22 protein-coding genes are annotated in these 22,152 nt (G+C 66.1%); 17 read left to right on the top strand and 5 right to left on the bottom strand.

Annotated elements, in window-relative coordinates; all coding sequences use genetic code 11:
* Positions 1-10: 10 nt before the first annotated feature.
* The 8 genes from ACJJV6_RS07770 to ACJJV6_RS07735 all read left to right on the top strand — a co-directional run bounded on the left by ACJJV6_RS07770 (position 11) and on the right by ACJJV6_RS07735 (position 8,946).
* Positions 11-784 (top strand): DeoR/GlpR family DNA-binding transcription regulator, encoded by a 774-nt coding sequence (locus ACJJV6_RS07770; protein WP_407710258.1) that lies wholly within the window; start codon positions 11-13, stop codon positions 782-784.
* Positions 781-1,986, top strand: a complete 1,206-nt coding sequence (locus ACJJV6_RS07765) for an MFS transporter (RefSeq protein ID WP_407710257.1) — start codon at positions 781-783, stop codon at positions 1,984-1,986. Before ACJJV6_RS07770 ends, ACJJV6_RS07765 begins: the two co-directional genes overlap by 4 nt.
* A 47-nt stretch (positions 1,987-2,033) precedes the next feature.
* Positions 2,034-3,530 (top strand): bifunctional phosphatase PAP2/diacylglycerol kinase family protein, encoded by a 1,497-nt coding sequence (locus ACJJV6_RS07760; RefSeq protein ID WP_407710256.1) that lies wholly within the window; start codon positions 2,034-2,036, stop codon positions 3,528-3,530.
* Positions 3,531-3,694: 164 nt separating this feature from the next.
* The gene (locus ACJJV6_RS07755) at positions 3,695-4,642 is read left to right on the top strand and encodes an ABC transporter ATP-binding protein (protein ID WP_407710255.1); all 948 of its coding nucleotides are present in this window, start codon (positions 3,695-3,697) and stop codon (positions 4,640-4,642) included.
* 5 nt (positions 4,643-4,647) lie between these two features.
* On the top strand, positions 4,648-5,544 hold the full coding sequence (locus tag ACJJV6_RS07750) for an ABC transporter permease (protein ID WP_407710254.1): 897 nt from the start codon (positions 4,648-4,650) through the stop codon (positions 5,542-5,544).
* Positions 5,545-5,557: 13 nt separating this feature from the next.
* Complete coding sequence (locus tag ACJJV6_RS07745) at positions 5,558-6,901, top strand: sensor histidine kinase (RefSeq protein WP_407710253.1); 1,344 nt, start codon at positions 5,558-5,560, stop codon at positions 6,899-6,901.
* On the top strand, positions 6,898-7,590 hold the full coding sequence (locus ACJJV6_RS07740) for a response regulator transcription factor (protein WP_009357087.1): 693 nt from the start codon (positions 6,898-6,900) through the stop codon (positions 7,588-7,590). The genes ACJJV6_RS07745 and ACJJV6_RS07740 overlap by 4 nt, the downstream gene beginning before the upstream one ends.
* Before the next feature lie 51 nt (positions 7,591-7,641).
* A complete protein-coding gene (locus ACJJV6_RS07735) occupies positions 7,642-8,946 on the top strand; it encodes a M18 family aminopeptidase (RefSeq protein ID WP_354176160.1) in 1,305 nt (434 codons plus the stop codon).
* Positions 8,947-8,968: 22 nt separating this feature from the next.
* On the opposite strand, the gene ACJJV6_RS07730 is transcribed toward ACJJV6_RS07735, so the two are convergent.
* A complete protein-coding gene (locus ACJJV6_RS07730) occupies positions 8,969-11,662 on the bottom strand; it encodes an AAA family ATPase (protein WP_407710252.1) in 2,694 nt (897 codons plus the stop codon).
* Positions 11,663-12,137: 475 nt separating this feature from the next.
* On the opposite strand from ACJJV6_RS07730, the gene ACJJV6_RS07725 reads away from it, so the two are divergent.
* From ACJJV6_RS07725 to rplI, 5 genes are all read left to right on the top strand, one after another.
* Positions 12,138-13,556: an amino acid permease gene (locus ACJJV6_RS07725; RefSeq protein WP_407710251.1), complete on the top strand. Its 1,419-nt coding sequence runs from the start codon at positions 12,138-12,140 to the stop codon at positions 13,554-13,556.
* Positions 13,557-13,836: 280 nt separating this feature from the next.
* The gene (gene rpsF / locus ACJJV6_RS07720; protein WP_015939036.1) at positions 13,837-14,142 is read left to right on the top strand and encodes a 30S ribosomal protein S6; all 306 of its coding nucleotides are present in this window, start codon (positions 13,837-13,839) and stop codon (positions 14,140-14,142) included.
* 73 nt (positions 14,143-14,215) lie between these two features.
* The gene (locus ACJJV6_RS07715; RefSeq protein ID WP_009357084.1) at positions 14,216-14,788 is read left to right on the top strand and encodes a single-stranded DNA-binding protein; all 573 of its coding nucleotides are present in this window, start codon (positions 14,216-14,218) and stop codon (positions 14,786-14,788) included.
* A 125-nt stretch (positions 14,789-14,913) separates the two neighbouring features.
* Positions 14,914-15,153 carry a 30S ribosomal protein S18 gene (gene rpsR, locus ACJJV6_RS07710; RefSeq protein WP_003800144.1) on the top strand — a complete coding sequence of 80 codons (240 nt, stop codon included), beginning with the start codon at positions 14,914-14,916 and terminating at the stop codon, positions 15,151-15,153.
* A gap of 17 nt (positions 15,154-15,170) precedes the next feature.
* A complete protein-coding gene (gene rplI, locus ACJJV6_RS07705) occupies positions 15,171-15,623 on the top strand; it encodes a 50S ribosomal protein L9 (protein ID WP_407710250.1) in 453 nt (150 codons plus the stop codon).
* Between the two features lie 66 nt (positions 15,624-15,689).
* Here the strand turns inward: rplI and ACJJV6_RS07700 are convergent, their stop codons facing one another.
* Positions 15,690-16,112 carry a DUF1801 domain-containing protein gene (locus ACJJV6_RS07700; RefSeq protein ID WP_407710249.1) on the bottom strand — a complete coding sequence of 141 codons (423 nt, stop codon included), beginning with the start codon at positions 16,110-16,112 and terminating at the stop codon, positions 15,690-15,692.
* Positions 16,113-16,169: 57 nt separating this feature from the next.
* Here ACJJV6_RS07700 and ACJJV6_RS07695 point away from each other — a divergent pair, with 57 nt between their 5' ends.
* The 3 genes from ACJJV6_RS07695 to ACJJV6_RS07685 all read left to right on the top strand — a co-directional run bounded on the left by ACJJV6_RS07695 (position 16,170) and on the right by ACJJV6_RS07685 (position 18,134).
* A complete protein-coding gene (locus ACJJV6_RS07695) occupies positions 16,170-17,021 on the top strand; it encodes a PhzF family phenazine biosynthesis protein (protein ID WP_009357082.1) in 852 nt (283 codons plus the stop codon).
* A 103-nt stretch (positions 17,022-17,124) separates the two neighbouring features.
* Positions 17,125-17,751, top strand: coding sequence for an FMN reductase (locus tag ACJJV6_RS07690; RefSeq protein WP_009357081.1), 627 nt, complete (start codon positions 17,125-17,127; stop codon positions 17,749-17,751).
* Positions 17,752-17,798: 47 nt separating this feature from the next.
* Positions 17,799-18,134, top strand: coding sequence for a zf-TFIIB domain-containing protein (locus ACJJV6_RS07685; RefSeq protein ID WP_035752142.1), 336 nt, complete (start codon positions 17,799-17,801; stop codon positions 18,132-18,134).
* A gap of 9 nt (positions 18,135-18,143) precedes the next feature.
* Here ACJJV6_RS07685 and ACJJV6_RS07680 read toward each other — a convergent pair whose 3' ends face one another.
* Together ACJJV6_RS07680 and ACJJV6_RS07675 are read right to left on the bottom strand one after the other, a co-directional pair.
* A complete protein-coding gene (locus ACJJV6_RS07680; RefSeq protein WP_009357079.1) occupies positions 18,144-18,713 on the bottom strand; it encodes a hypothetical protein in 570 nt (189 codons plus the stop codon).
* A 13-nt stretch (positions 18,714-18,726) separates the two neighbouring features.
* A complete protein-coding gene (locus tag ACJJV6_RS07675) occupies positions 18,727-19,011 on the bottom strand; it encodes a hypothetical protein (RefSeq protein ID WP_009357078.1) in 285 nt (94 codons plus the stop codon).
* A gap of 662 nt (positions 19,012-19,673) precedes the next feature.
* On the opposite strand from ACJJV6_RS07675, the gene dnaB reads away from it, so the two are divergent.
* Entirely contained in the window at positions 19,674-21,056 is a 1,383-nt protein-coding gene (gene dnaB / locus ACJJV6_RS07670) for a replicative DNA helicase (protein WP_009357077.1), read from the top strand.
* A gap of 8 nt (positions 21,057-21,064) precedes the next feature.
* Here the strand turns inward: dnaB and ACJJV6_RS07665 are convergent, their stop codons facing one another.
* On the bottom strand, positions 21,065-22,084 hold the full coding sequence (locus ACJJV6_RS07665; RefSeq protein ID WP_009357076.1) for an acyl-CoA thioesterase: 1,020 nt from the start codon (positions 22,082-22,084) through the stop codon (positions 21,065-21,067).
* Between the last annotated feature and the right edge of the window lie 68 nt (positions 22,085-22,152).

The raw sequence follows: 22,152 nt of genomic DNA, 5'->3' as shown, positions 1-22,152 counted from the left end.
TCATTTGAGCATGAAGACGGACGAGCGGCACCGCGCAATCGCAGACCTTCTGCGGGCGCGGGCCGAAGTCAGCGTCGAAGAGCTCACTGTGGCCTGTAACGCGTCCGGAGCAACCATCCGCCGCGACCTTGAGATGCTGGCCGCCAACGGGGTGCTCCGTCGGGTGCACGGCGGGGCCCGCAGCCTGCTGGGGCCCGGGGACAACCCCGGTTACGGGCAGCGCGAACTGGAGGACCAGGACGCCAAGCGACGTATCGCGGCTGCTGTTGCGGGCCTGCTGCGGGACCGTGAGCATGTCTGGCTGGACAGCGGGAGCACGGCCACGGAGGTGGCCCGTGCCCTGGCTGGCAGGGACCTGACGCTGATGCCCATGTCCTTGCAGGCGCTGAACGCTGCCGCCGGTGAGGACGCCGGGGCAGGCGTCCGGCCCGGGCTCCTGCTCCCCGGTGGAAACGTGGTGCCCGGTGAACTGTGTTTCCGCGGACCCCTGGCCGAGGCAAACATCCGGTCCCTGCGGTTCGATACGGCAATCATCACGCCCTGCGCCGTAAGCACCAGGGACGGACTCCTGGCCCATGACCTGGAAGATTCCGCCGTGAAACGGGCCGGGCTGGAATCGGGAACGCGCGTCATCCTCGCTGCTGCCGCCGCGAAGTGGCACAGCAACGCCCGGGTACTGGTCGCCGGCCTTGAGCGGGTGGATGTGATGGTGACGGACAAGGTTTTCAGCTCCGAAGAACGCGCCCAACTCGATGAATACTCTGTGGAAGTAGTGAATGTATGAGCACGAATACGGGCACGGTCCAGGACACCGGACTCAAGGCAGCCGCAGTGGCGACTTTCCTTGTCTTCGGCATCAACGGCCTGGTCTTTGCCAGCTGGGCTGCCCGGATTCCGGCGGTGACCGAAACATTGAACATCACCTCGGGGCAAATGGGCACGCTGCTGCTGTGCACCGCCGTCGGTTCCCTGCTGGCACTGCCCACGGCCGGTTTGGTGGTGGGCCGCATCGGAACGGCAAACACCGTCCGGTTTGGCGGATTGCTGGCAGCCGCGGCCGGGGCGGGCATCGCCCTTTCCCTGTACCTTGAATCCATTCCCGGCACGGCAATCGCGCTCTTCTTCTTCGGAATCGCCATTGGCCTGTGGGACGTTTCGCAGAACATCGAGGGCGCCGATGTAGAGCACAAACTCCGGCGCACCATCATGCCGCAGTTCCACGCCGCGTTCAGTGGCGGGGCCTTCGTGGGTGCGCTGATCGGGGCCGGACTCTCCAACCTGGGAGTGGACCTGCCCCTGCACCTGCTGGTGATCGCAGGCGTGGTGGTACTGGTGACCATGATCGCCCCGCGCCACTTCCTCCCCCATGTCCCCGCAGCCACTCCCGAAGGGGAAGCAAAGCAGGCGAAGGGCCCGTCTGCGTGGCGGGACAGCCGGACGCTGCTCATTGGCGTGGTGGTCCTCGGGGCCACCCTCACGGAGGGTGCCGGCAATGACTGGATTGCCAAGGCCTCCGTGGACGGGCTGGGAACCTCCGAGTCCACGGGTGCCCTCATGTTTGCCCTCTTTGTCCTTGCTATGACAGCGATGCGGTTCCTGGGGGGACGGGTGATCGACAAGTACGGGCGGGTCGCCGTCCTGAGGGCCAGCATGGCGGCGGCGGCAGCCGGCCTGGGCCTGTTCGTGCTCGCCGGGAATGTGTGGCTTGCGGCCGCGGGGGCTGCCTTATGGGGCGTGGGCGCCGCGCTGGCCTTCCCGATGGGTATGTCCGCTGCCGCGGACGACCCGAAGCACGCCGCAGCCCGGGTCTCCGTCGTATCCACTCTCGGCTATATATCGTTCCTCGCCGGGCCGCCCCTCCTGGGTTACCTTGGCGACCTCACCGGGATCCACCTCGCTCTTCTGGCCATCATGGCCCCCATTGTGCTGGCGCTCCTGCTGGCCGGAGCGGCAAAACCCCTCCCGGCCAAGGCTGACGGCACCTAGCCGGCACGGGCAGGAGGATGCCCATCGGCTGGGGGTAGTCTGGGGGCATGCGGAGCTCATGGCGTCACAGCCACCGGTGGATCGGCCGGCTCGATAGATACCTGGTGCGGCATGTATCAGACCTGCCCGGAGGAAACCATGATGATTTCTTCCGCAGGCTCTCGGCCTCGGCCAACCACGGCAAACTTTGGATGGCCGTCGCAGCCCTGATGGCCGCGTTTCCGAGCAAGACCCGCCGCGCAGCACTGCATGGACTGCTGGCCCAGGCGGTGGCGTCGGCGGTGACCAACGGAATCTTCAAGACCCTGCTCCCCCGGACCCGGCCCCTGCCGGAGCACCTGCCTGTCTTCCGTTTTGTGCATCCACAGCCCACCAGTTCCTCCATGCCCTCAGGGCACTCGGCATCCGCCATTGCCTTCGCCGTTGGCGTAGGCCTCGTGCGGCCGGCCATCGGCGCCGCGCTGGCGCCCGCAGCGATTGGTGTGGCCTATTCCCGGGTGCACACGGGCGCACACTGGCCGTCCGACGTCTTCTTCGGATCAGCGCTCGGGGCGGGAGCAGCCTTCGTGACCCGGCACTGGTGGCCGGTGCGGCCACCCTTCCCGCAAACGTCGAGAACCTGGACCGAGGCACCCGAACTGCCGGGCGGGGAAGGCCTGAGCATTGTGGTGAACACCTTGGGAGGATCCTTCCGGGAGGAAACGGCGGCGGCACTGCGCGATGTATTCCCCAAAGCGCATATCATTACGGTCCCGCCTGGGGAAGATCTCCTCGAGGCCATCACCGCCGCAGCCGAATGGCCGGGCACCCGTGCCCTGGGAGTCTGGGGCGGCGACGGAACCGTTGGAGCAGCGGCCGCCGCCGCCGTCGAACGTTCGATTCCCCTCCTGGTCCTGCCCGGCGGAACCCTGAACCACTTTGCCCGTGATGCCGGCACCGGCAGCCTCAAGGAAGCAGTTGCGGCGGCGTCGAGGGGCGAGGCAGCCCTGGCGGACATCGGCATCGTCCGGGCGGAGCGGGGGCTCCCCGGACAGCCGGAAGTGACGGAACTGCTCATGCTGAACACGTCCAGCGTTGGCCTGTACCCGAACTTCGTGCGGCGGCGGGAGCACTTGCAGGCCGCTTTGGGCAAGCCCCTCGCCGGGGTTATCGCCATGTTCCGGACCTTCGCCGCCGGAACCCCCGTCACGCTGAGCGTGGACGGTGTGCCGCACCGGGTGTGGATCGCCTACGTGGGCCGCGGCCGGTATTACCCGCGGGACCACGCGCCGTTGCTCCGGCCCGTCATGGATGACGGCGTGCTGGACGTCCGGCTGATCACTGCGGATGAGTCGTTCGCCAGGTTGCGACTGCTGTGGTCCGTCCTGACGGGGACGGTGGCAGGTTCCAGGATCACGCACCTGAGGGAAGCCACGGAAGTGCGTATCGACGCGGGCGGGGCACCCATGGCCCTGGCTGTCGACGGCGAGGCCCTGGCAGGGGTGCGCAGCGTGGAGTACAGGGTGCTCCCCAGGGCCTTGGCCTACTACTCGCCCCACACCTGACCCGCTGCGCCCCGGGCTGCCGGTCATCCAGGGGGACTACCCTGGTTCGCCCCTGAATCATCCCTGAGGAAGGCGAAAAGGGACCGCTGCGACAGTAGCGTAAGGGGTACACCACCGAGCTGGACCCATCCGCAGCCGTGCGCTGCCGACCGGAGGAACATCCAATGATTGAGGCACACGACCTGGCCAAGGTCTATGGCGCGAAGACCGCGGTGGCAGGGGTCAGTTTTACCGTCCGGGCAGGGCAGGTCACGGGCTTCCTGGGGCCGAACGGTGCCGGCAAGTCCACCACCATGCGCATGATCATGGGACTCGACCGGCCCACGTCCGGAACCGTCACCGTCAACGGCCTGCCGTACGCGGAGCACAAAGCGCCGCTGCACGAGGTGGGCGCCCTGCTGGACGCCAAGGCCGTGCACACGGGGCGCAGCGCCTACAACCACCTCCTGGCCATGGCCGCCACCCACAGCATCCCCAAGAAGCGGGTCCACGAAGTCATCGAGATGACGGGTCTGGAAGCCGTGGCACGCAAGAAAGCGGGCGGATTCTCCCTCGGCATGGGGCAGCGCCTCGGCATCGCCGCTGCCCTGCTGGGCGACCCGCAGACGCTCATCCTGGACGAACCGGTCAACGGCCTGGACCCGGAAGGTGTCCTCTGGGTCCGCAACCTGGTGCGCTACCTGGCCAACCAGGGCAAGACCGTCTTCCTCTCCTCGCACCTCATGAGCGAGATGGCGCAAACCGCCGACCACCTGATCGTCATCGGGCGCGGCCGCATTATTGCTGACGCCCCCGTCAAGGAGATCATTGCCGGCACCCGTCAGGCCAGGACCCTGGTCCGCACGGACTCGGCCCCGCAGCTTGCGTCCCTGCTGGCGGGCAACGGCGTCACGGTGGACCAGAGCGAGCCGGAAACCCTGACGGTGACGGGACTGGAACCCCGCCAGATCGCCCAGGTCGCGTTGAGCAGCGGCGTCCTGGTCTACGAGCTCACCCCGCAGCTGTCCTCCCTGGAGGACGCCTACTTCGACCTCACCAAGGACGAAGTGGAATACCATTCGCACCTGACCGGGGGCCCCGCAGTGGCAGCCCCGGCAACGGCAGGAAAGTAAGGACGATGAGCACCCAGACAGCAACCCCCGCCACGCCGGCCCGTTCTTCCGCGGGAACCCGCGGGGTCACTTTCGGCGGCGTCCTGCGCTCCGAATGGATCAAACTCTGGTCCCTGATGTCCACCCGCATCCTGCTGCTCCTCACCCTGGTGGCAATCGTTGGCGTGGGCGCACTGGCCGTCCTGATCCGCTACACGTTCCTGGACGAGATGATCCGCAACGCCAGGGACCAGGGGCAGACCCTGACGCCGGAAATGATGGAGCAGACGTTCCCGCCGGGATCCGGGTTCGACCTCTACAACCTGCCCAACGCCGGCCTGCAGATCGGCATCCTGGTCCTTGGCTCGCTGGCGGTCCTGTTCATGGCTTCGGAGTACGCCACCGGGATGATCCGTTCCACCATGAACGCTGTACCGCGCCGCACCCCGGCATTCGTGGCCAAGGCCATCATCCTGGCCGTGATCTCCTACGTCATCACCACCATCGCGGGCCTGGCCACGTTCCTGATCGCCATGCCGGTCTTCCAGGGCATCGGGTTCGACCTCGACTGGTCCACGGACGGCGTGCTGTACAGCATCTTCACCGGTGGGCTCTACGTTGCCGGGGTGGCACTAATCGGGCTCTCGCTGGGGACGCTGCTCCGCAACTCCGCCGGCGGGATCACCGTCCTGGTGGGCATCTTCTTCGTGCTGTCCATCGCGGCCAGTTTCCTGACGCTCATTCCGGGCGAATTCTGGAAATACGTCCCGCAGTACATTCCCAGCGAGGCCGGCGGCCGCTTCCTCTCCATCGGCCACACGGACGGTGTCATCGATCCGTGGCAGGGCGGCCTGATCTTCCTGGGCTACGTGCTGGTGTTCCTGGTGCCGGCGCTGATTGTGCTCAAGAAACGCGACGTCTGACCTGCACTCACGAATGAACCAGGAAGGACCGGGGAAGGACGCGGCAGCCGGACAGGCTGACGCGTCCTTCGCAGAGCTCACGGCCCGGCGGCGCGGGCTCATCCGGCGCTACCTCTACCAGCACCCGCGGATCATGGATGCGCTGGTGGCTTCCAGCTATGCACTGCTGGTGGCGCCCACGGTGGTTGATGCAGTCCTCTCCGGCACGTGGCTCGCGGCAGCCCTGCTGGTGGCGGTGGCGGGCGCCATGTTCCTGCGGCGCTCCCATCCGGTGGGGCTGGTGGCGTTCGTGGCGGTGGTGGAGGTTGCGGTCACCCTGCTGCACCCGTGGGGTTCCAATGCGTCCGCCGGGTTGTGGTTTTCGCTCTATGCCGTGGCGGTGGTGCACACGCGCCGCTTCGCGCTGATCACCATGGCGGTGGCCACGGCACCGCTTGCCCTCCTGTACCTGCTGGCCGCCGTCGGACCCATGGAGAACTCGTTTGTCCAGGACCACGGGGTCAATCCGGGGGATTTCCACCTCCTGACCAGCATTGCCACCGGAGCCACCATTGCGCTGTCGAACGTCATTGCCACCGGCATCGGCATCGGCGTCAAGCAGCGGCGGGAACACGAACAGGAGGTGGCGGCGTGGGCGGCCCGTACGGCGCAGCTTGCCTCCGTGAACGAACGCAACCGGATCGCCCGCGAAATGCACGACGTCGTCGCCCACTCCCTGACCGTCATGGTCAGCCTGTCCGACGGTGCCGCCGTCGTGGTCCGGAAAAGCCCCGAGCGCGCCGGTGAGGTGCTGGGGGAACTGTCCCGCACGGGCCGGACAGCCCTTGCGGACATGCGGCGTGTCCTGGGCGTCCTCCGCGATGATGCCGGTGCGGCTGCACCCCGCCTGCCGCTGGCCGGCGACAGCCTGGCCAAGCTGCTAGAGGGCTTCCGGACGGCCGGCCTGCCGCTGCACTATTTACACAGCGGCCCCGCGTTGCCCGATGACGCCGCCTTCCAGCTCACCGTGTACCGGATCGTGCAGGAATCGCTCACGAATGTGCTCCGCTACGGACGGTCCCTGGCCCGGGTGGACGTCAGCATCACCGTGTCCGGCGGGATGGTCACCATCGAGGTGCTCGACGACGGCGCGGGAGTTCCGGGGCAGGCGCCCGACGACGGGGGCGGCCCGCACGGCGGCTCCTACGGCACCGGCCAGGGCCTGGCGGGGATGGCGGAACGCGCCCGCATCTACGCCGGCACGGTGGAGGCCGGCCGGACCGGGCGCGGCTGGCGGGTCCTCGCCGTCCTCTCCTGGCCGGGGGACGGCAGCACCGAAAGACCAACCCATCCGTTCGAACTGCAAGGCAAGGCATGACAGACAATGCGCCCATCACCGTCCTGCTGGTGGATGACCAGCCCCTGCTGCGGATGGGGTTCCGCCTGATCCTGGAGGGCGAGGAGGACCTCCGGATCGCAGGTGAGGCGTCCGATGGCGCGGAAGCCGTGAAGCTGGCCAAAGAGCTCCAGCCCGACGTGGTGCTGATGGACGTGCGGATGCCCGTCCTGGACGGCATCGAGGCCACCCGGGCGATCACCGCTGCCGGTTCCAGCGCCCGGGTCATCATCCTCACCACGTTCGACGTGGACGAGTACGCCTTCGCGGGCCTGCAGGCGGGCGCGTCCGCATTCCTGCTCAAGGACGCGGCCCCGCAGGACCTGATCCACGCGGTCCGGGTAGTGGCCAGCGGCGACGCCGTAGTGGCTCCCCGTGTGACGCAGCGGCTGCTGGAAACGTATGTGCGGGGTGCCGGCCGGCCGGTGCCCGCTGCCCCCGCGCCCGATCCCCTGCTGGCTGAGCTGACGCCGCGGGAAACGGAGATGCTCGGGGCGATGGCCGAGGGCCTCTCCAATGCGGAGATCGCCCACCGGTATTTCCTCTCCGAGGCCACCGTGAAGACGCATGTGCGGCGGATCCTCACCAAGCTCCACCTCCGGGACCGGGTCCAGGCCGTCGTCTATGCGTATGAGACGGGCCTGGTGGTCCCCAGCAACCCGGACTACTGATCCAGGGAAGGTACACGGCGGGGCTCAACGTCACCCCCTAGACTCGGAACCATGCCTTTCGAATCCTCCGCCACCGAGCACATCCAGGACCTTGGCGCCTACGTCAGCGCATCGCCGTCGAGCTTCCACGCAGCGCATGAGGCGGGCCGGCGGCTGGAGGATGCCGGATTCACGCGCCTGGATGAGCAGGAGCCGTGGGAGGGCGGGCCGGGACGGTTCTTCATCATCCGGGACGGTGCCCTGATCGCCTGGGTGGTGCCGGAGGGTGCGGGACCCACCACCGGTTTCAATATCCTCGGCGCGCACACCGATTCGCCGTCCTTCAAGCTCAAGCCCAAGCCCACCACCGGCTCCCACGGCTGGCTCCAGGCCGGCGTGGAGGTGTACGGCGGTCCCCTCCTTAACTCCTGGCTGGACCGGGAGCTGCAGCTGGCGGGGCGGCTGGTGATGCTGGACGGCACCGAGCACCTGACCGCCACCGGTCCCCTGCTCCGGTTCCCGCAGCTGGCGATTCACCTGGACCGCGCCGTCAACGAGGGGCTGACCCTGGACAAACAGCGGCACATGAACCCGGTGTGGGGGCTGGGGAATCCGGCGGACTTCGACCTGCTGGCCGTTTTGGCGTCGTCCGTGCCCGGGAAGGCCCCGGACCCGGCACGGATCGGCGGGTACGACGTCGTCATTGCGGACACGCAGGCCCCCGCGGTTTTCGGGGGCAAGGGGGAGTTCTTGGCGTCCGGGCGGCTGGACAACCTTTCGTCCACGCACGCGGGGCTTGCCGCGCTGGTCGCCCACGCCTCCGGCGGGGCCGCTCCGGGGGCGCCGGTCGCCGTCCTTGCAGCGTTCGACCATGAAGAGATCGGCTCCAACTCACGCTCCGGTGCGTGCGGGCCCATCCTTGAGGACGTCCTGGTGCGCGTCTCCGACAGCCTCGGTGCCTCGGTGAGCCAGCGGCGGCAGGCGATGGCGTCGTCGTTCTGCCTGTCGGCCGATGCCGGCCACGCCGTCCACCCGAATTATCCCGAGCGGCACGACCCGGCCAACCTGCCGGTGCTCAATGGCGGCCCGCTGTTGAAGATCAATGCGAACCAGCGGTATGCCACCGATGCTTTTGGTGCCGCCTTCTGGGCCCGGCTGTGTTCCGAATCCGGGGTGCCGTACCAGGAGTTCGTATCCAACAATGCCATTCCGTGCGGCTCAACCATCGGTCCGCTGACGGCCACCCGGCTGGGCATCCGCACTGTGGACGTGGGGGTGCCGCTGCTCTCCATGCATTCGGCCCGCGAGCTGTGCGGCGTGCAGGACCCGCACCGGCTGGCCACCGTCACGGAGCTGTTCTTCCGGACTGCCGCCTAGCTTTTTCTTTCCGGGGAGTCCGCTACAGGACCGGCAGCACATACGGTGCTGCGGCGCCGTCGTCCCTGGCGGCGGCAAGGGCAGTCAGTTGCGCCCGCGACTCCACCCCGAGTTTCCGGTAGATGGAGGTCAGCCGCACCTCCACGGTCCGCACCGACACATAGAGCGTGGCAGCGATGTCCTTGTTGCGCATCCCCCGTGCCACCATCTTGGCCAAAGCGCGCTCATGGTCCGCAAGCATGAGCATGGCAGGATTGTCCTGCTGCCGTGGGGGCTCCAAAAGCTCGTGGAAAAGGAACGCGTCCACGTGCTGGCTCCAGGCCACAGCCCCTTTCTCCTCGAACATCACCTTGGCATGGGCCAGGGCGTCGCGTGCGGCCCGGACGCGGCCAAAGGCGTTCAGCCGTTCCGCGTAGCACAGCAGCGTCCGTGCCCGTTCCAGCACTGAATCATGCCCGCCCCTGCCCTCCAGCGCCTGGCTGAACAACTGCAACGCCTGCTCGCCGTCGGCCAGCATGGCACGGCTCCGCGCCACCGCCATGATGAGCCAAGGCGACCGCAGTCCCACGGAGCGGCTTTCCAGGCGGACCAATGCCTGCGTTGCCTCCCGGTGGCGGCCAAGCCGGATGAGGACCTCCACCAGGTCCGCCTCGCACCGCAGCAGGGCGGGGTTGCCGAAAGCCTTTCCGATCTCGGCCGCCCGGGACAGCTGCGCGAAGGACTCGGCCAGGTCACCCCGGAGCAGCGCAAAGTGCCCCTGCCACGCGGCCAGCTGGGCAGTGATGGCCGGATGGCTTTCGCAGCCTGCATGGCGGAGTGCCTCCGAAGCGGCTGCCTGTGCCCCTGCCTCGTCGCCCAGGGCATGGGCCCGCCAGACCCGGAAGATGTGCCGCATTCCGCGGTGGTACTTGTTCTCCGGCTCGTGGCGTTCCAGGTCGTCGATGAGCATGACGGCGGCCCGGACGTTTCCGGCCCGGATTTCGTTGTCCGCTGCCAGGTACATTGCGGTTTCGCGCCAGTTGATGCTGCCGGCGTCGCTGGAGCTCCGCACCAGGGCGAACGCCTCCCGGGCGTGTTCGTAGCGTTCCGCGTAACTGAGGGCCCGCCCCTGCACCAGCAGGCTGAGCATCCTGACGCTTCCCGCCGGCTCATGCTTCCGGCTGATGGTGCCCGTATCCCCGCTGGCGGAGGCGACGAGCATCCTGGCCCGCTCGATGATTGCGAGGCACTCAGCAGTCGCGGATTCCCGGAACCCGGTGGCCTGTTCCAGCAGCACGGTGGCATCATCGAGCTCCCACCGTTCGGCGAAGTAGAGCGCAGCCAGCGCCAGCAGGTTAGCCGCATACCCCGGGTCGTGGCCGCCGAATTCCTTCACCAGGCGCAGCACCATGCTTGGCCGGACAAAGCCGCCCTGGATGAACTCGATTTCAAACGCCAGGCCTGTCAGCCGCAGCACCAGGGCAGGGTTCCGCGTCACCCGCTGCGCCCACTCCAGGCAGCGCCTGGCGTACACGAATTCGCCCCGGTTGAACATGAGCCCGGCAACGGTGGTGAGGCGGGCAGCGGTTTCCGCTTCCCAGGGATTGATGGTGAGGGCCCGTTCGATGCACTCGACGGCAAAGGGGACATCCCCATCCTGGATGAGGTCCACGGCGCTGCGAAGGAGGCCGAAGGGAGTTTGCCGTTCCATCGCGGTGAAGCTCAGGTGCCAGCGGCGGGCGTGGGGATCCGCCGTTTCGGACGCCTGTGCGAGGGCATGGTGGCCTGCCGCGCGCACGGCGGGCGTCATGGCCGAGAACAGGTAACCCCGCAGCAACTGGTCCGGGATTCCCAGGTGCGGCCCGGACCGGGTCACCAGGCCGGCGGCAAGGAGTTCATCCACGCCGGACCACATCCCAGGGACCATACCTTCCAAAGAGGTGACCTCAGTGCGCCGGGACAGGGCCAGCAAGTCCAGGATCTGGCGTGCACCAGCCGTCAGCGTGGCGACGGCGGAGGCGGCTTCCGCTTCGAAGCTGGCACTGCAGGGGAACGGAAGAGGCAGGGCGTACTTTCCCTCCGCCTGACGGTCCAGGAGGTGGTGGTAAAGCTCGACGGCGGCCAGCGGGTTTCCCTTGCTGGCCGCGGCAACCGCGTGGGCCGCCGCCGTCGTGCTGTGGCGCGAGGGTATGGCCTCCAGCATCCGCACCGTGTCGCTGTAGCTCAAGGGACCAAGGTGGAGGACGGCCGGCCCGCCGAGGGGGCCTTCCGGTACGTCCTCGCGCACGCTTATGAACAGCGCTATGTCCGTTCCGGCAAGCCGGCGGCTGATGAATCCGATGACCGCCTGGCTGCCGGCATCCAGCTGGTCCGCGTCATCAAGCACGATGACCGTCCGGGCGGAGGACCGCTGGTGCAAACCGTTGAGCAGCATGGTGCCCACCGTGGGAATGCTGGGCGCCCGTGTGCCATCATGCAGGACGTCATCCGCGATTGCGTTGAGTACCGGGTCATCCATGCTGTTGAGGAGCACCGTAAGGCCGGAGAACGGCCAGTCCGACTCTGCTGCGCTGGCGGTAAGGAAGACGGTGCGGTGTTCGGACAGGGTGGGGATTTCGGCAAGCAGGGCAGACTTGCCCGCACCGTGCCCGCCACTGATGGTGAGGGCGGTCTCCTTGGGACCCCGGACTGCCGAACGGATCCGGTCCAATTCCTTGTTGCGGCCAATTAAGCACATGGGGTCCCCATCCCTGAAGAAGGAGACCGCTTTCTTTTCGCTTCAATCCGTTCCAACAGTGACCGCCGCACTGCCGGTTACGGGGCCGCAACCGGAGGTCCGGCAAGCTGCAGGCCCAACGCCTCCAGCACGGTACCCAGCCGTAGAAGTGAATATAACGCCGCCCCGTCACGGGGCACCATGCAGATATCCGCTGGATTGGCTCAAGATTGACTCCGTGTGATTTCCGCTGCGTTTCAACGTTTCCCCTGAAATACCTTTTGATTACTCCTGCTGCTCCCACCTGTGAGAAGATCTGAATCCGGTTCCGGCCATCTGTGCGGCTGCACATGACGCCCCTTCCCGCGCCACGCTTAGGGTTGGAAAAACCCTGTGACCCACCACACTGGATGCAGCGTTGAACGGCACCGGCCAGCCCCCTGACGCCGGCGTCCGGCCTCCATCCATTCCGCAATGACCCAAAGGACGGCGCACCATGCCCGCTGACCAGCAGTTAGCCAAGTCGCTCAAGCCGCGGCACCTTTCCATGATCGCGATCGCCGGCGTCATCGGCGCTGGCCTCTTCGTTGGTTCCGGTGCCGCCATCCAGCAGGCCGGCCCCGGAATCCTGGTTGCCTACATGGCGGCCGGCATCGTGGTGGTCCTGGTGATGCGCATGCTCGGTGAAATGGCTGCGGCCAACCCCGAGACCGGTTCCTTTTCCACCTATGCGGACAAGGCGCTCGGCCGCTGGGCGGGGTTCAGCATCGGCTGGCTCTACGCCTGGTTCTGGATCATCGTGCTCGGCATCGAAGCCACCGCCGGTGCCGCCATCATGCACCGCTGGGTGCCCGGTATCGACCAGTGGATCTGGGCGCTGATCCTGATGGTCCTGCTGACGCTGACCAACCTTGGCTCCGTGAAGTCCTACGGCGAGTTCGAGTTCTGGTTCGCCTCGATCAAGGTCGCCGCGATCGTGCTGTTCCTGCTCTTCGGTGCCGCGGCAATCCTTGGGCTGGTCCCGGGTGTCCCTGCCCCCGGCCTGAGCAACCTCGTGGATAACGGCGGGTTCATGCCCAACGGCGCAGGTGCTGTCCTGGCCGGCATCCTGGTTGTGGTCTTTTCCTTCTTCGGCGCCGAGATTGCCACCATCGCTGCCGGCGAATCCGAGAACCCGGTGGATGCGGTCAAGAAGGCCGTGAAGTCCACAGTGTGGCGAATCCTGGTCTTCTACATCGGCTCGATCGCCATCGTGGTCACCCTGCTGCCCTGGAACGACGCCAGCGTGGCCAAGAGCCCCTACGTTGCCGTGATCGAACTCTTCGGCATTCCCGGCGCCGGCACCATCATGGACGTTGTGGTCCTGACGTCAGTGCTGTCCTGCCTGAACTCCGGCCTTTATACCGCCAGCCGCATGCTCTTCTCGCTGTCCAAGCGCGGTGACGCCCCCGCGTCCTGGACGAAGATCTCGCGCCGCGGCGTGCCCGCCTCCGCCGTGCTGGCCTCCACTGTGGTTGGGTTCGTGACTGTGGGCCTGAACTACATCGCCCCGGACACCGTCTTCCTGTTCCTGGTCAACACCTCCGGTGCCATTGCGCTGTTCGTGTGGCTGGTGATCGCATCCTCCCAGCTGATCCTCCGCAAGCGGATGGGCGCTGCCGGCAAGGACCTGGCGCTGAAGATGTGGCTGTTCCCGTACCTGACCTGGCTGGCCATCGCCAGCATCGTGGCCCTGGTGGTGGGCATGGTCATCCTGGAATCCACCCGCGAGTCCCTGCTGTTGTCCGTGGCACTGGCAGCCGTTGTAGTGGCTGTGGGCGTGTGGCGCTACCGCAAGTCCGGCCCGGCCTCCGCCCAGGCCGGGGACGCCGACGAAGCCCGCGAAGTCCCTGCCACGGCAGGCCCGGCGTCGTAATTCCCGCCCCGAGTGTCCAACGGACCGCCCGCCCGGAAGCCGCCTCGGCTCCCGGGCGGGCGGTTTTCCACATAGGAGCATCCGTCCTGCGCCGGGTGGCGCACGGGGGCTAGGCTCGAAGTCAAGCGCGAATCGCCTATACGTTCCAAATGCACTAAGATAGTGAAGTCTGTGCTGCGTCCCGCCCCGTTCCGGTGGCTGGCCACGGCACTGCATCGCAAATGAACCTCCTGTTACGGAAATGCCGTAACCGCTTAGCCCAAAGGAGGTGGGTTCACATATGCGTCCTTACGAATTGATGGTAATCATCGACCCCGAGGTCGAAGAGCGTACCGTTGAGCCGTCGCTTCAGAAGTTCCTGAACGTCATCACCAACGATGGTGGAACCATCGAAAAGGTTGACATCTGGGGCCGTCGCCGTCTGGCTTACGACATCAAGAAGAAGTCCGAAGGTATCTACGCCGTGGTGAACTTCACCGCCAAGCCGGAAACCGCCAAGGAACTTGACCGCCAGCTGTCTCTTAACGAGACCATCATGCGCACCAAGATCACCCGCCCCGAAGAGCAGAAGGTTGTTGCTGAGTAATTCAGCACCGATCTTCATTCTTTACCCCGCAGGAAACGAACTCTTCACCCAGGATCGAACAAGGAGGCAGTAGATGGCAGGCGAGACCACCATTACGGTCATCGGTAATCTCACCAATGACCCGGAATTGCGGTTCACACCGTCCGGTTCGGCAGTAGCGAACTTCACCATCGCTTCCACCCCGCGCACCTTTGATCGCCAGTCCAACGAGTGGAAGGACGGGGAAACCCTGTTCCTCCGCGCCGCCGTCTGGCGTGAAGCAGCCGAAAACGTGGCCGAGTCCCTTACCAAGGGCATGCGCGTCATCGTTACCGGCCGTCTGAAGAGCCGTTCCTACGAAACCAAAGAAGGCGAAAAGCGCACCGTTATCGAGCTCGAGGTCGACGAAATCGGCCCCAGCCTGCGCTACGCCAATGCCAAGGTCAACCGCACCCAGCGCTCCGGCGGTCAGGGCGGCGGCTTTGGTGGCGGCAACAGCGGCGGTGGCTTCGGAGGCGGCAACTCTGGCGGAAGCCAGGGCGGCAACTCCGGTGGAGGCTGGGGCGGCGGCAACCAGCAGGCTGCGCAGGATGACCCCTGGGCCACGCCCGGCGTCTCCAACGCGGGCGGCTGGGGCAACGGCCCCGATTCCGAACCTCCCTTCTAACAACCAATAAAGGCCCGACGCCGGGACCGCAGAAAGTGCCTTCGACACCTGTGCGGATGCCGCCGCCGGACCACCACCATCCCGTGGATCAACATCCACGGGCTCCCTAGAATAGGAGCTCCACGATGGCTAAGGCTGAACTCCGTAAGCCCAAACCAAAGTCCAACCCCTTGAAGGCCGCTGACATCACTGTCATCGACTACAAGGACGTAGCATTGCTGCGCAAGTTCATCTCCGACCGCGGAAAGATCCGCGCCCGTCGCGTCACCGGCGTCACGGTCCAGGAACAGCGCAAGATCGCACAGGCAATCAAGAACGCCCGCGAAGTTGCTCTGCTGCCTTACTCCGGCGCTGGCCGCGGCTAAGGAAGGGATTAACTAACATGGCAAAGCTCATTCTGACCCACGAAGTAACCGGTCTCGGTGCTGCTGGCGACGTTGTCGAGGTCAAGGACGGTTACGCACGTAACTACCTGCTGCCCCGCAACTTCGCCCTGACCTGGTCGAAGGGTGGCGAGAAGCAGGTTGAGTCCATCAAGGCTGCCCGCGCCGCCCGCGAGCACGCTTCCCTGGAAGACGCTCAGAAGCAGGCCGCTGCACTGCAGTCCAAGCCGGTTCAGCTCGTCGTCAAGGCCGGCGAAACCGGACGCCTGTTCGGCACGGTCAAGCAGGCCGACGTCGCCAACGCTGTTGAGGCCGCAGGCCTGGGCAGCATCGACAAGTGCAAGGTTGAACTGCCCGTCCACATCAAGTCGGTCGGTTCCTACCAGGCCAACGTCCGTCTGCACGACGACGTTGCTGCTGTGATCGAACTCGACGTAGTAGCAGGCAAGTAGTCCCTGACTGCACCTGGAAAGACCCCCGTTGCCGGATTCCGGCAGCGGGGGTCTTTCAATTGGGTTTCAGGGGCTGTGCAGTTCTGCCATGACGTGCCGGTACCCGCTGCGGACCAGCCGGGTGAGAACGTCCCTGTCCACGTCGTCCAGCCTGTTGATATACAGGCAGGCAGCGCCTGTCTTGTGCTTGCCCAATCTCTCCAGCAGCGCCTTGGCTTCCGGGCCGTACGTCAGGCCGTACAGGGCGAGGCTGGCCTTGCGGGGCGAGAATCCGACGGCGGCGGAGTCACCCTCCCGGCCGCTGCCGTACCGGTAGTGGTACCTGCCGAAGCCCACGATGCTGGGACCCCACATCACGGGCTCCTGCCCGGTGGCCTCCCGCATGAGTGCCAGTAGTTCGTAACCATCAGTCCGCCGGCCGGGATGCTCTACTGACGCCAGGAACTCCTCCACCGGGACGCCCGTGGGCATCGTCTTGTTCTCCGTCATGGACGTAGTCTCGCAGACGCCCCAGTGCCATGCCAGCAGTGCTGCTAGCATGCAGCGGTGACTATCGAACCCATCCGGCCGCGCCCCTTCCACCAGGTTGACGTCTTTTCGGAACGGGCGTACCGGGGCAACCCGCTTGCCGTTGTCCTTGATGCCGAAGGCCTCACCGGAGGCCAGATGCAGCACTTCGCCAACTGGACCAATTTGTCCGAAACCACGTTCCTGCTGCCCCCCACCGATCCCCGCGCCGACTACCGGGTCCGGATCTTCACCGGCAGCGAGGAGTTTCCGTTTGCCGGGCATCCCACGCTGGGCTCGGCCCACGCCTGGCTGGAGGCCGGTGGAGTTCCAAAGACGCCCGGCAGCGTGGTGCAGGAGTGCGGGGCGGGTCTGGTCCACATAAAGCACGACGGCGGCCGGCTGGCCTTCGCTGCTCCGCCGCTGACACGCTTCGGGCCGGTGGATGGACCCACCAGGGGGCAGTTGGCGGCGGCACTCCGCCTGGCGCCGGAGGACATCCTTGACGCTTCCTGGCTGGTAAACGGGCCGGAATGGATCGGCGTGCTGCTTGCCTCTGCAGGGCAGGTGCTTGCGCTGGAGCCCGATCTGGCGCTCATGGGGGATTTGAAAGTGGGTGTTGTGGCCCCGCACGGGCCGGGTGCGGATGCCGACTTTGAGGTGCGCACCTTCATTCCCGGGGATGCCATGGTGGAGGATCCCGTTACCGGCAGCTTCAATGCGGGTGCAGCGCAATGGTTGATGGCAAGCGGCAGGGCCCCGCAGGAATACGTGGCCGCACAGGGGACAGTCCTCGGCCGTGCCGGACGCATCCACGTCAAAGCCGGGGGCGGCGAAACGTGGATCGGCGGGCACTCCAGCACCTGCATCCGCGGCGAGGTACTCCTGTAGCTTCGGGCGCACCTGGCAACGGGAATACCCACGGGAGGCCGGCCGTTCACCATGTAGATGCAAATGCATGTATGGTGAATGAACGATCAACAGGAGATATGCCATGGAAACCCGCCGCATCACAGTTCTTTCCGCTGGACTCGGTGTCCCGTCGTCGAGCCGCCTGCTGGCTGACCAGCTGGCGGCGTCCGCGGAGCGGCAGCTCTCGTCCGCCGGTTACGACGTGACGGTGGACGTCGTGGAGCTCCGCGACCTCGCGGTGGACATTGCCAACAACTTCGTGACCGGTTACGCCGCTCCCCGGCTGGCGGAAGTCATTGCCGGCGTGGAGGCGTCCGACGGGCTGATCGCCGTAACCCCCGTATTCAGCGCGTCCTACAGCGGCCTGTTCAAGTCATTCATCGACGTTCTGGACCCCAAGTCGCTGGACGGCAAGGCAGTGCTGCTGGGTGCCACGGGCGGTACGGACCGCCACCAAATGGTCCTGGACCACGCCATGCGTCCCCTGTTCAGCTACCTGCGCACGCGGATCACCGCCACAGGCGTCTTTGCCGGGCCGCAGGACTGGGGAACGGTGGACGACGGCGGTTCCTCGCTCGCGGGCCGGATTGACCGCGCTGCCGGCGAGTTCGCCGGGCTGCTGACCGGCACCCAGCCCGGCCGCAAGCCTGCCCCGATGCAGTCGCTCCCCTTCGAGCAGCTGCTGGCTGGCATCTCCGGGAACCGCTGACGCGGACCGGAGCGAACTTTCGGGGACAGCCGGTCGTTGTGCGGGATATGAAATGCCCTGTGGATGCCGTGGACCTGTTGATGACCGAGCGCAGCGGGGTGGAAATTGACTACTGTCCGCAGTGCCGCGGGGTCTGGCTGGACCGAGGCGAGCTGGACAAGATCCTGGACCGGGCCGCGGAGCTGATGCCAGGCACGGCGCCTGCCCGGCCTGCACCCTCCGCGTCAGGTCCTACGCCGCCCCCGCTCTATCCCAACTTCCAGCCGGGGCGTGAGCAACCGCGCTACGATGACCGGAAGTACGGCAAGCAGGGCTATGACCGGGATTACGACCGCCGGCACAAGAAGAAGGAAGGCTGGCTGGGGGAGCTGTTCGATTTCTAGGCCGGGGCCTTAATCGTCCAGCAGCTCGATGAATTCCCGGGCCTGCTTCATGGAGATGTCCGAGTGGCGGGTCAATGCCATCGCGGCCGCCTCCCTGTCACCATTCCGTGCCAGGGTGCGGATCCTGCCGTAGATCTCGTCGTTAAGCATGTTGCTGCTGACCTCGCGGGTGACGTCGCCCTTGCTCGCAATGGCGCGGTAGCGGTAGGGGAACCGCTGCGGCTCGTCGTCGTCCTCGTCGGGCTCCGGGCCGGCTGCTTCCGTGCTCCGGTAGGGCTGCGGGTGGGCGGCCAGTGCACCCACCGCATCCCGGGAGGCGCGCAAACCGTCGCCGGTGGCCTCGTAGTAAAGCTTGATGGCTGCCATGGCCTGCCCCTGCGCGATCAGGGCATAGAGCCGGCGGTGCTCGTCCTCCGAGAGCTTGGCTGCCGCTGCTCGGGCCAGCTCGGCTGAGGTCGCCGCGGGCTGCGGAGTCGCGGCCGGATGTGCTGCCTTGCGCTTACCCAAGGCGCGCATGGCAAGCATCACTCCTGCCACGACGGCCAGGAGGATGAGGACCGGGACCACAAGCGATTCCATTGTTCTTAGCCTTCTATATGTTTCCTGGCCGGTGCCAGATCTGTTTGCCTGCGTCCTGCTGCTGGATATGCTGCTGCGCGTTTTGGCTGGGGCGCGTCTTCGCCTCCAGCCGGGCGCGGGCGGCGGTTGCCGCTTCAACCTGGGCTGCGTAATGCCGGGCTGAGCGTTCGGCAAGGTCGCGCTGGTATTTTTCCGCGTCGGAGATGCCGGAGTCCCGCGGGCTCAGAGCCGTGAAGAGACCCCAGATGAGCGCCACCAGGACAATTGCCGGCAGAAGCACCAGCAGCAGTTCGCCCATACTTAGAGCTTATGCCAGATCCACGTTATCCACAGCAATATTCACGCGTGCGCATACAGCGTGGCTGGCATTCGTCGCAGTCGCTGCAGGGGGAATATGAGAAGTCCCACTCCCTGCCCATGGCATGGGTCACTTGAGCCGTTTAGCCACCCCCTGGCCCAGCGGAAGGGAAAGACCCTGTGGATGAAATTCCACAGAAGAAATATTTACTCCACAGTCTTAATGTGCTGTTTCCGCAGGTCAGAGCCCGATAGCAGGCAAAAGTTTTTTTCTTTCCACAGGCTTTCACACAGGCTGTGCACAAGCTATGCCGCTTAGTGCACAGGTTATCCACAGCCGCCCAGGCCTTCCGGCTTTGCGGCCGGGGCTCGGGGGGCTAGCGTAGCGGAGTACCTGTTGTGAGGGCAGGAAATGGCTCCGGCAGCCGGGTGTTCACACTCCACGCCGCGGCCCATGACTGTCCTCAGGAGAGGCCTCTGTGGAAAACCTGTGGACAGTGGGGATAACTCCCGGATCATGTGCTTTCGGGGTGGCGGCAGCATTGTCGGACCCCGCCGGTAGAACTGGACAGGTGGCTGGGCACGGACTTTTCCGGGTGAGCCTCAGACAGGACAGTAACCACCGGGCAATCCATGTCCCGGTACAAATGGAGGACGGCAGCTTTGTCAATCGCGCAACTGGACCCGGTGGAAACTACCCGCGGATCAGACTCAAGCCGAAAGCCTCCCCAGGACATCGCCGCCGAGCAGTCGGTTCTTGGCGGCATGATGCTGTCCAAGGATGCCATTGCCGACGTGGTTGAGATCCTCCGGGGCCAGGACTTCTACCGTCCGGCCCACGAAACCATCTACGAAGCCATCATTGACCTCTACGGCCGGGGTGAGCCCGCGGACGCAGTGACCGTCTCGGACGAGCTGACAAAACGTGGCGAGATCAACAGGATCGGCGGCCCGGCCTACCTCCATGAACTGATCCAGACCGTTCCCACGGCGGCCAATGCCGGGTACTACGCCGAGATCGTGGCCGAACGCGCCGTCCTGCGGCGCCTCGTGAATGCCGGCACCAAGATCGTCCAGCTGGGCTATGGCTCCGACGGCGAGGTGGAGGAGCTGGTCAACCAGGCGCAGGCCGAGGTCTACGCGGTGGCCGAGCGCCGGACCGCCGAGGACTATGTGGTGCTCAAGGACGTCATGGAGTCCACCGTGGACGAGATTGAGGCGTCCGGCCACCGCGGTGAGGGCATGACCGGTGTCCCCACGGGCTTCTACGAGCTTGACGAACTCACCCACGGCCTCCACCCGGGCCAGATGATCGTGATCGCTGCCCGCCCCGCCGTCGGTAAGTCCACCTTCGCCCTGGACTTCGCCCGTTCCGCGGCGATCAAGAACAATCTGGCAACCGTCATGTTCTCTCTCGAAATGGGCCGCAACGAGATCGCCATGCGTCTCCTCTCGGCCGAAGCCACCATCGGCCTGCAGGACCTCCGCAAGGGAACCATCAAGGACGAGCAATGGTCCAAGATCGCCACCACGATGGGCCGGATGAACGACGCTCCGCTCTTCATCGACGACAGCCCCAACATGTCCCTGATGGAAATCCGGGCAAAGTGCCGGCGCCTCAAGCAGCAGCACAATCTCAAGCTCGTCATCCTGGACTACCTGCAGCTCATGAGCTCCGGCAAGAAAGTGGAGTCCCGCCAGCAGGAAGTGTCCGAATTCTCCCGTGCGCTCAAGCTGCTCGCCAAGGAACTCGAAGTGCCCGTCATTGCCCTGTCCCAGCTCAACCGTGGGTCTGAACAGCGGCAGGACAAGCGCCCCATGGTTTCGGATCTTCGAGAGTCAGGGTCCATTGAGCAGGACGCCGACATGGTGATCCTGCTCCACCGTGAGGACGTCTACGACAAGGAATCACCGCGCGCCGGCGAAGCGGACATCCTGGTGGCCAAGCACCGTAACGGCCCCACGAAGGACATTGTGGTCGCCTTCCAGGGCCACTACTCGCGGTTCGCGAACATGGCGGCCGACGCCGGCGGCGGCGGCTTCTAGCTGCGGCGTCAGGCCGGAGCAGCCTGCCCGGCGTCCTGTCCGGCCGCGCGGCGTGCCCCGGCCTGTCCAAGCAGGTGGTTCGGCAGCCGGTTTCCAGGGGCGGTGCCCCGGATCTCCAGCAGCTCGCGCGCATGCGCGTGCAGCCTCTTGTCCTCATCGCTGACTGGCACCCAGGCGGGGACCGGCACGGAGTTGCCCTCGGCGTCGCGGGCGACCATGACGGTGAGGCAGTAGGTGGTGAGGTTCAGCTCACCGCCCTTGGGGTCGCCGGACCGGACGTGGACGGCAATGTGCATGCCCTTGGTCCCGGTGTAGACCAACCGGGCCTCCACCTCCACCACATGCCCGATCAGCAGCGGCCGGTAGAAGCGGACGCCGCCGGAGAACACCGCAACTGTGTCCCTGCCGCAGTAGCGGGACGCGCAGACGTAGGCGGCCTCGTCGATCCACTTCATCACAATGCCGCCGTGGACTTTGCCGCCCCAGTTCACGTCGGTGGGGGCCGCCATGAACCGCAGGGTCACCCGCTCGGCCGTACCCGCATCGGTATATTCCTGCCGGTTCATAGCTTCCACGATCTGTTCCCGGACCTTGATCCGGGCCAGGGCGTGGTCCCGCTGCTCGATCTCGTCAGGCGTGGCGGGCTCGAACTGCTGAACGGGGATGGGTTTGCCGTCCTCGCCCACCGCCACGAAGATGACCATGCACTGGCTGCGCATGGTGGCGGGCCCGCCCTTGGGATCGCCGGAGGAAACCACCGTGCGGATGTGCATGGAGGACCGGCCGGTGTAGACGATGGTGGCTTCCACCTCCACCATGTCGCCGCTGTTGACGGGGTCCGCGAAATGGATGTTTCCGACGTAGGCGGTGACGCAGTAGGACTTGGCCCAGCCCACCGCCGCTGCATAGGCGGCCTTGTCCACCCACTCCAGGACTGTCCCCGCGTCCACGGAGCCGCTGTGGCCCACATCCGTGGGGGCGGCCAGGAAGCGCAGGGTCACGGAGTTCGAAGTGCCGGTCGCAGTCATGGTGCGATCATACTGACGCCCCGGGTTACCGGCGGGTTGGGGTGAAACACAACGCTGCCCCGCCCGCC

The organism is Arthrobacter nitrophenolicus, assembly GCF_045833485.1.
GTDB classification, from domain to species: Bacteria; Actinomycetota; Actinomycetes; order Actinomycetales; family Micrococcaceae; genus Arthrobacter; species Arthrobacter nitrophenolicus.
The sequence above is the reverse complement of the archived record's forward strand: the minus strand, read 5'-3'. Positions and strand labels throughout refer to the sequence as shown.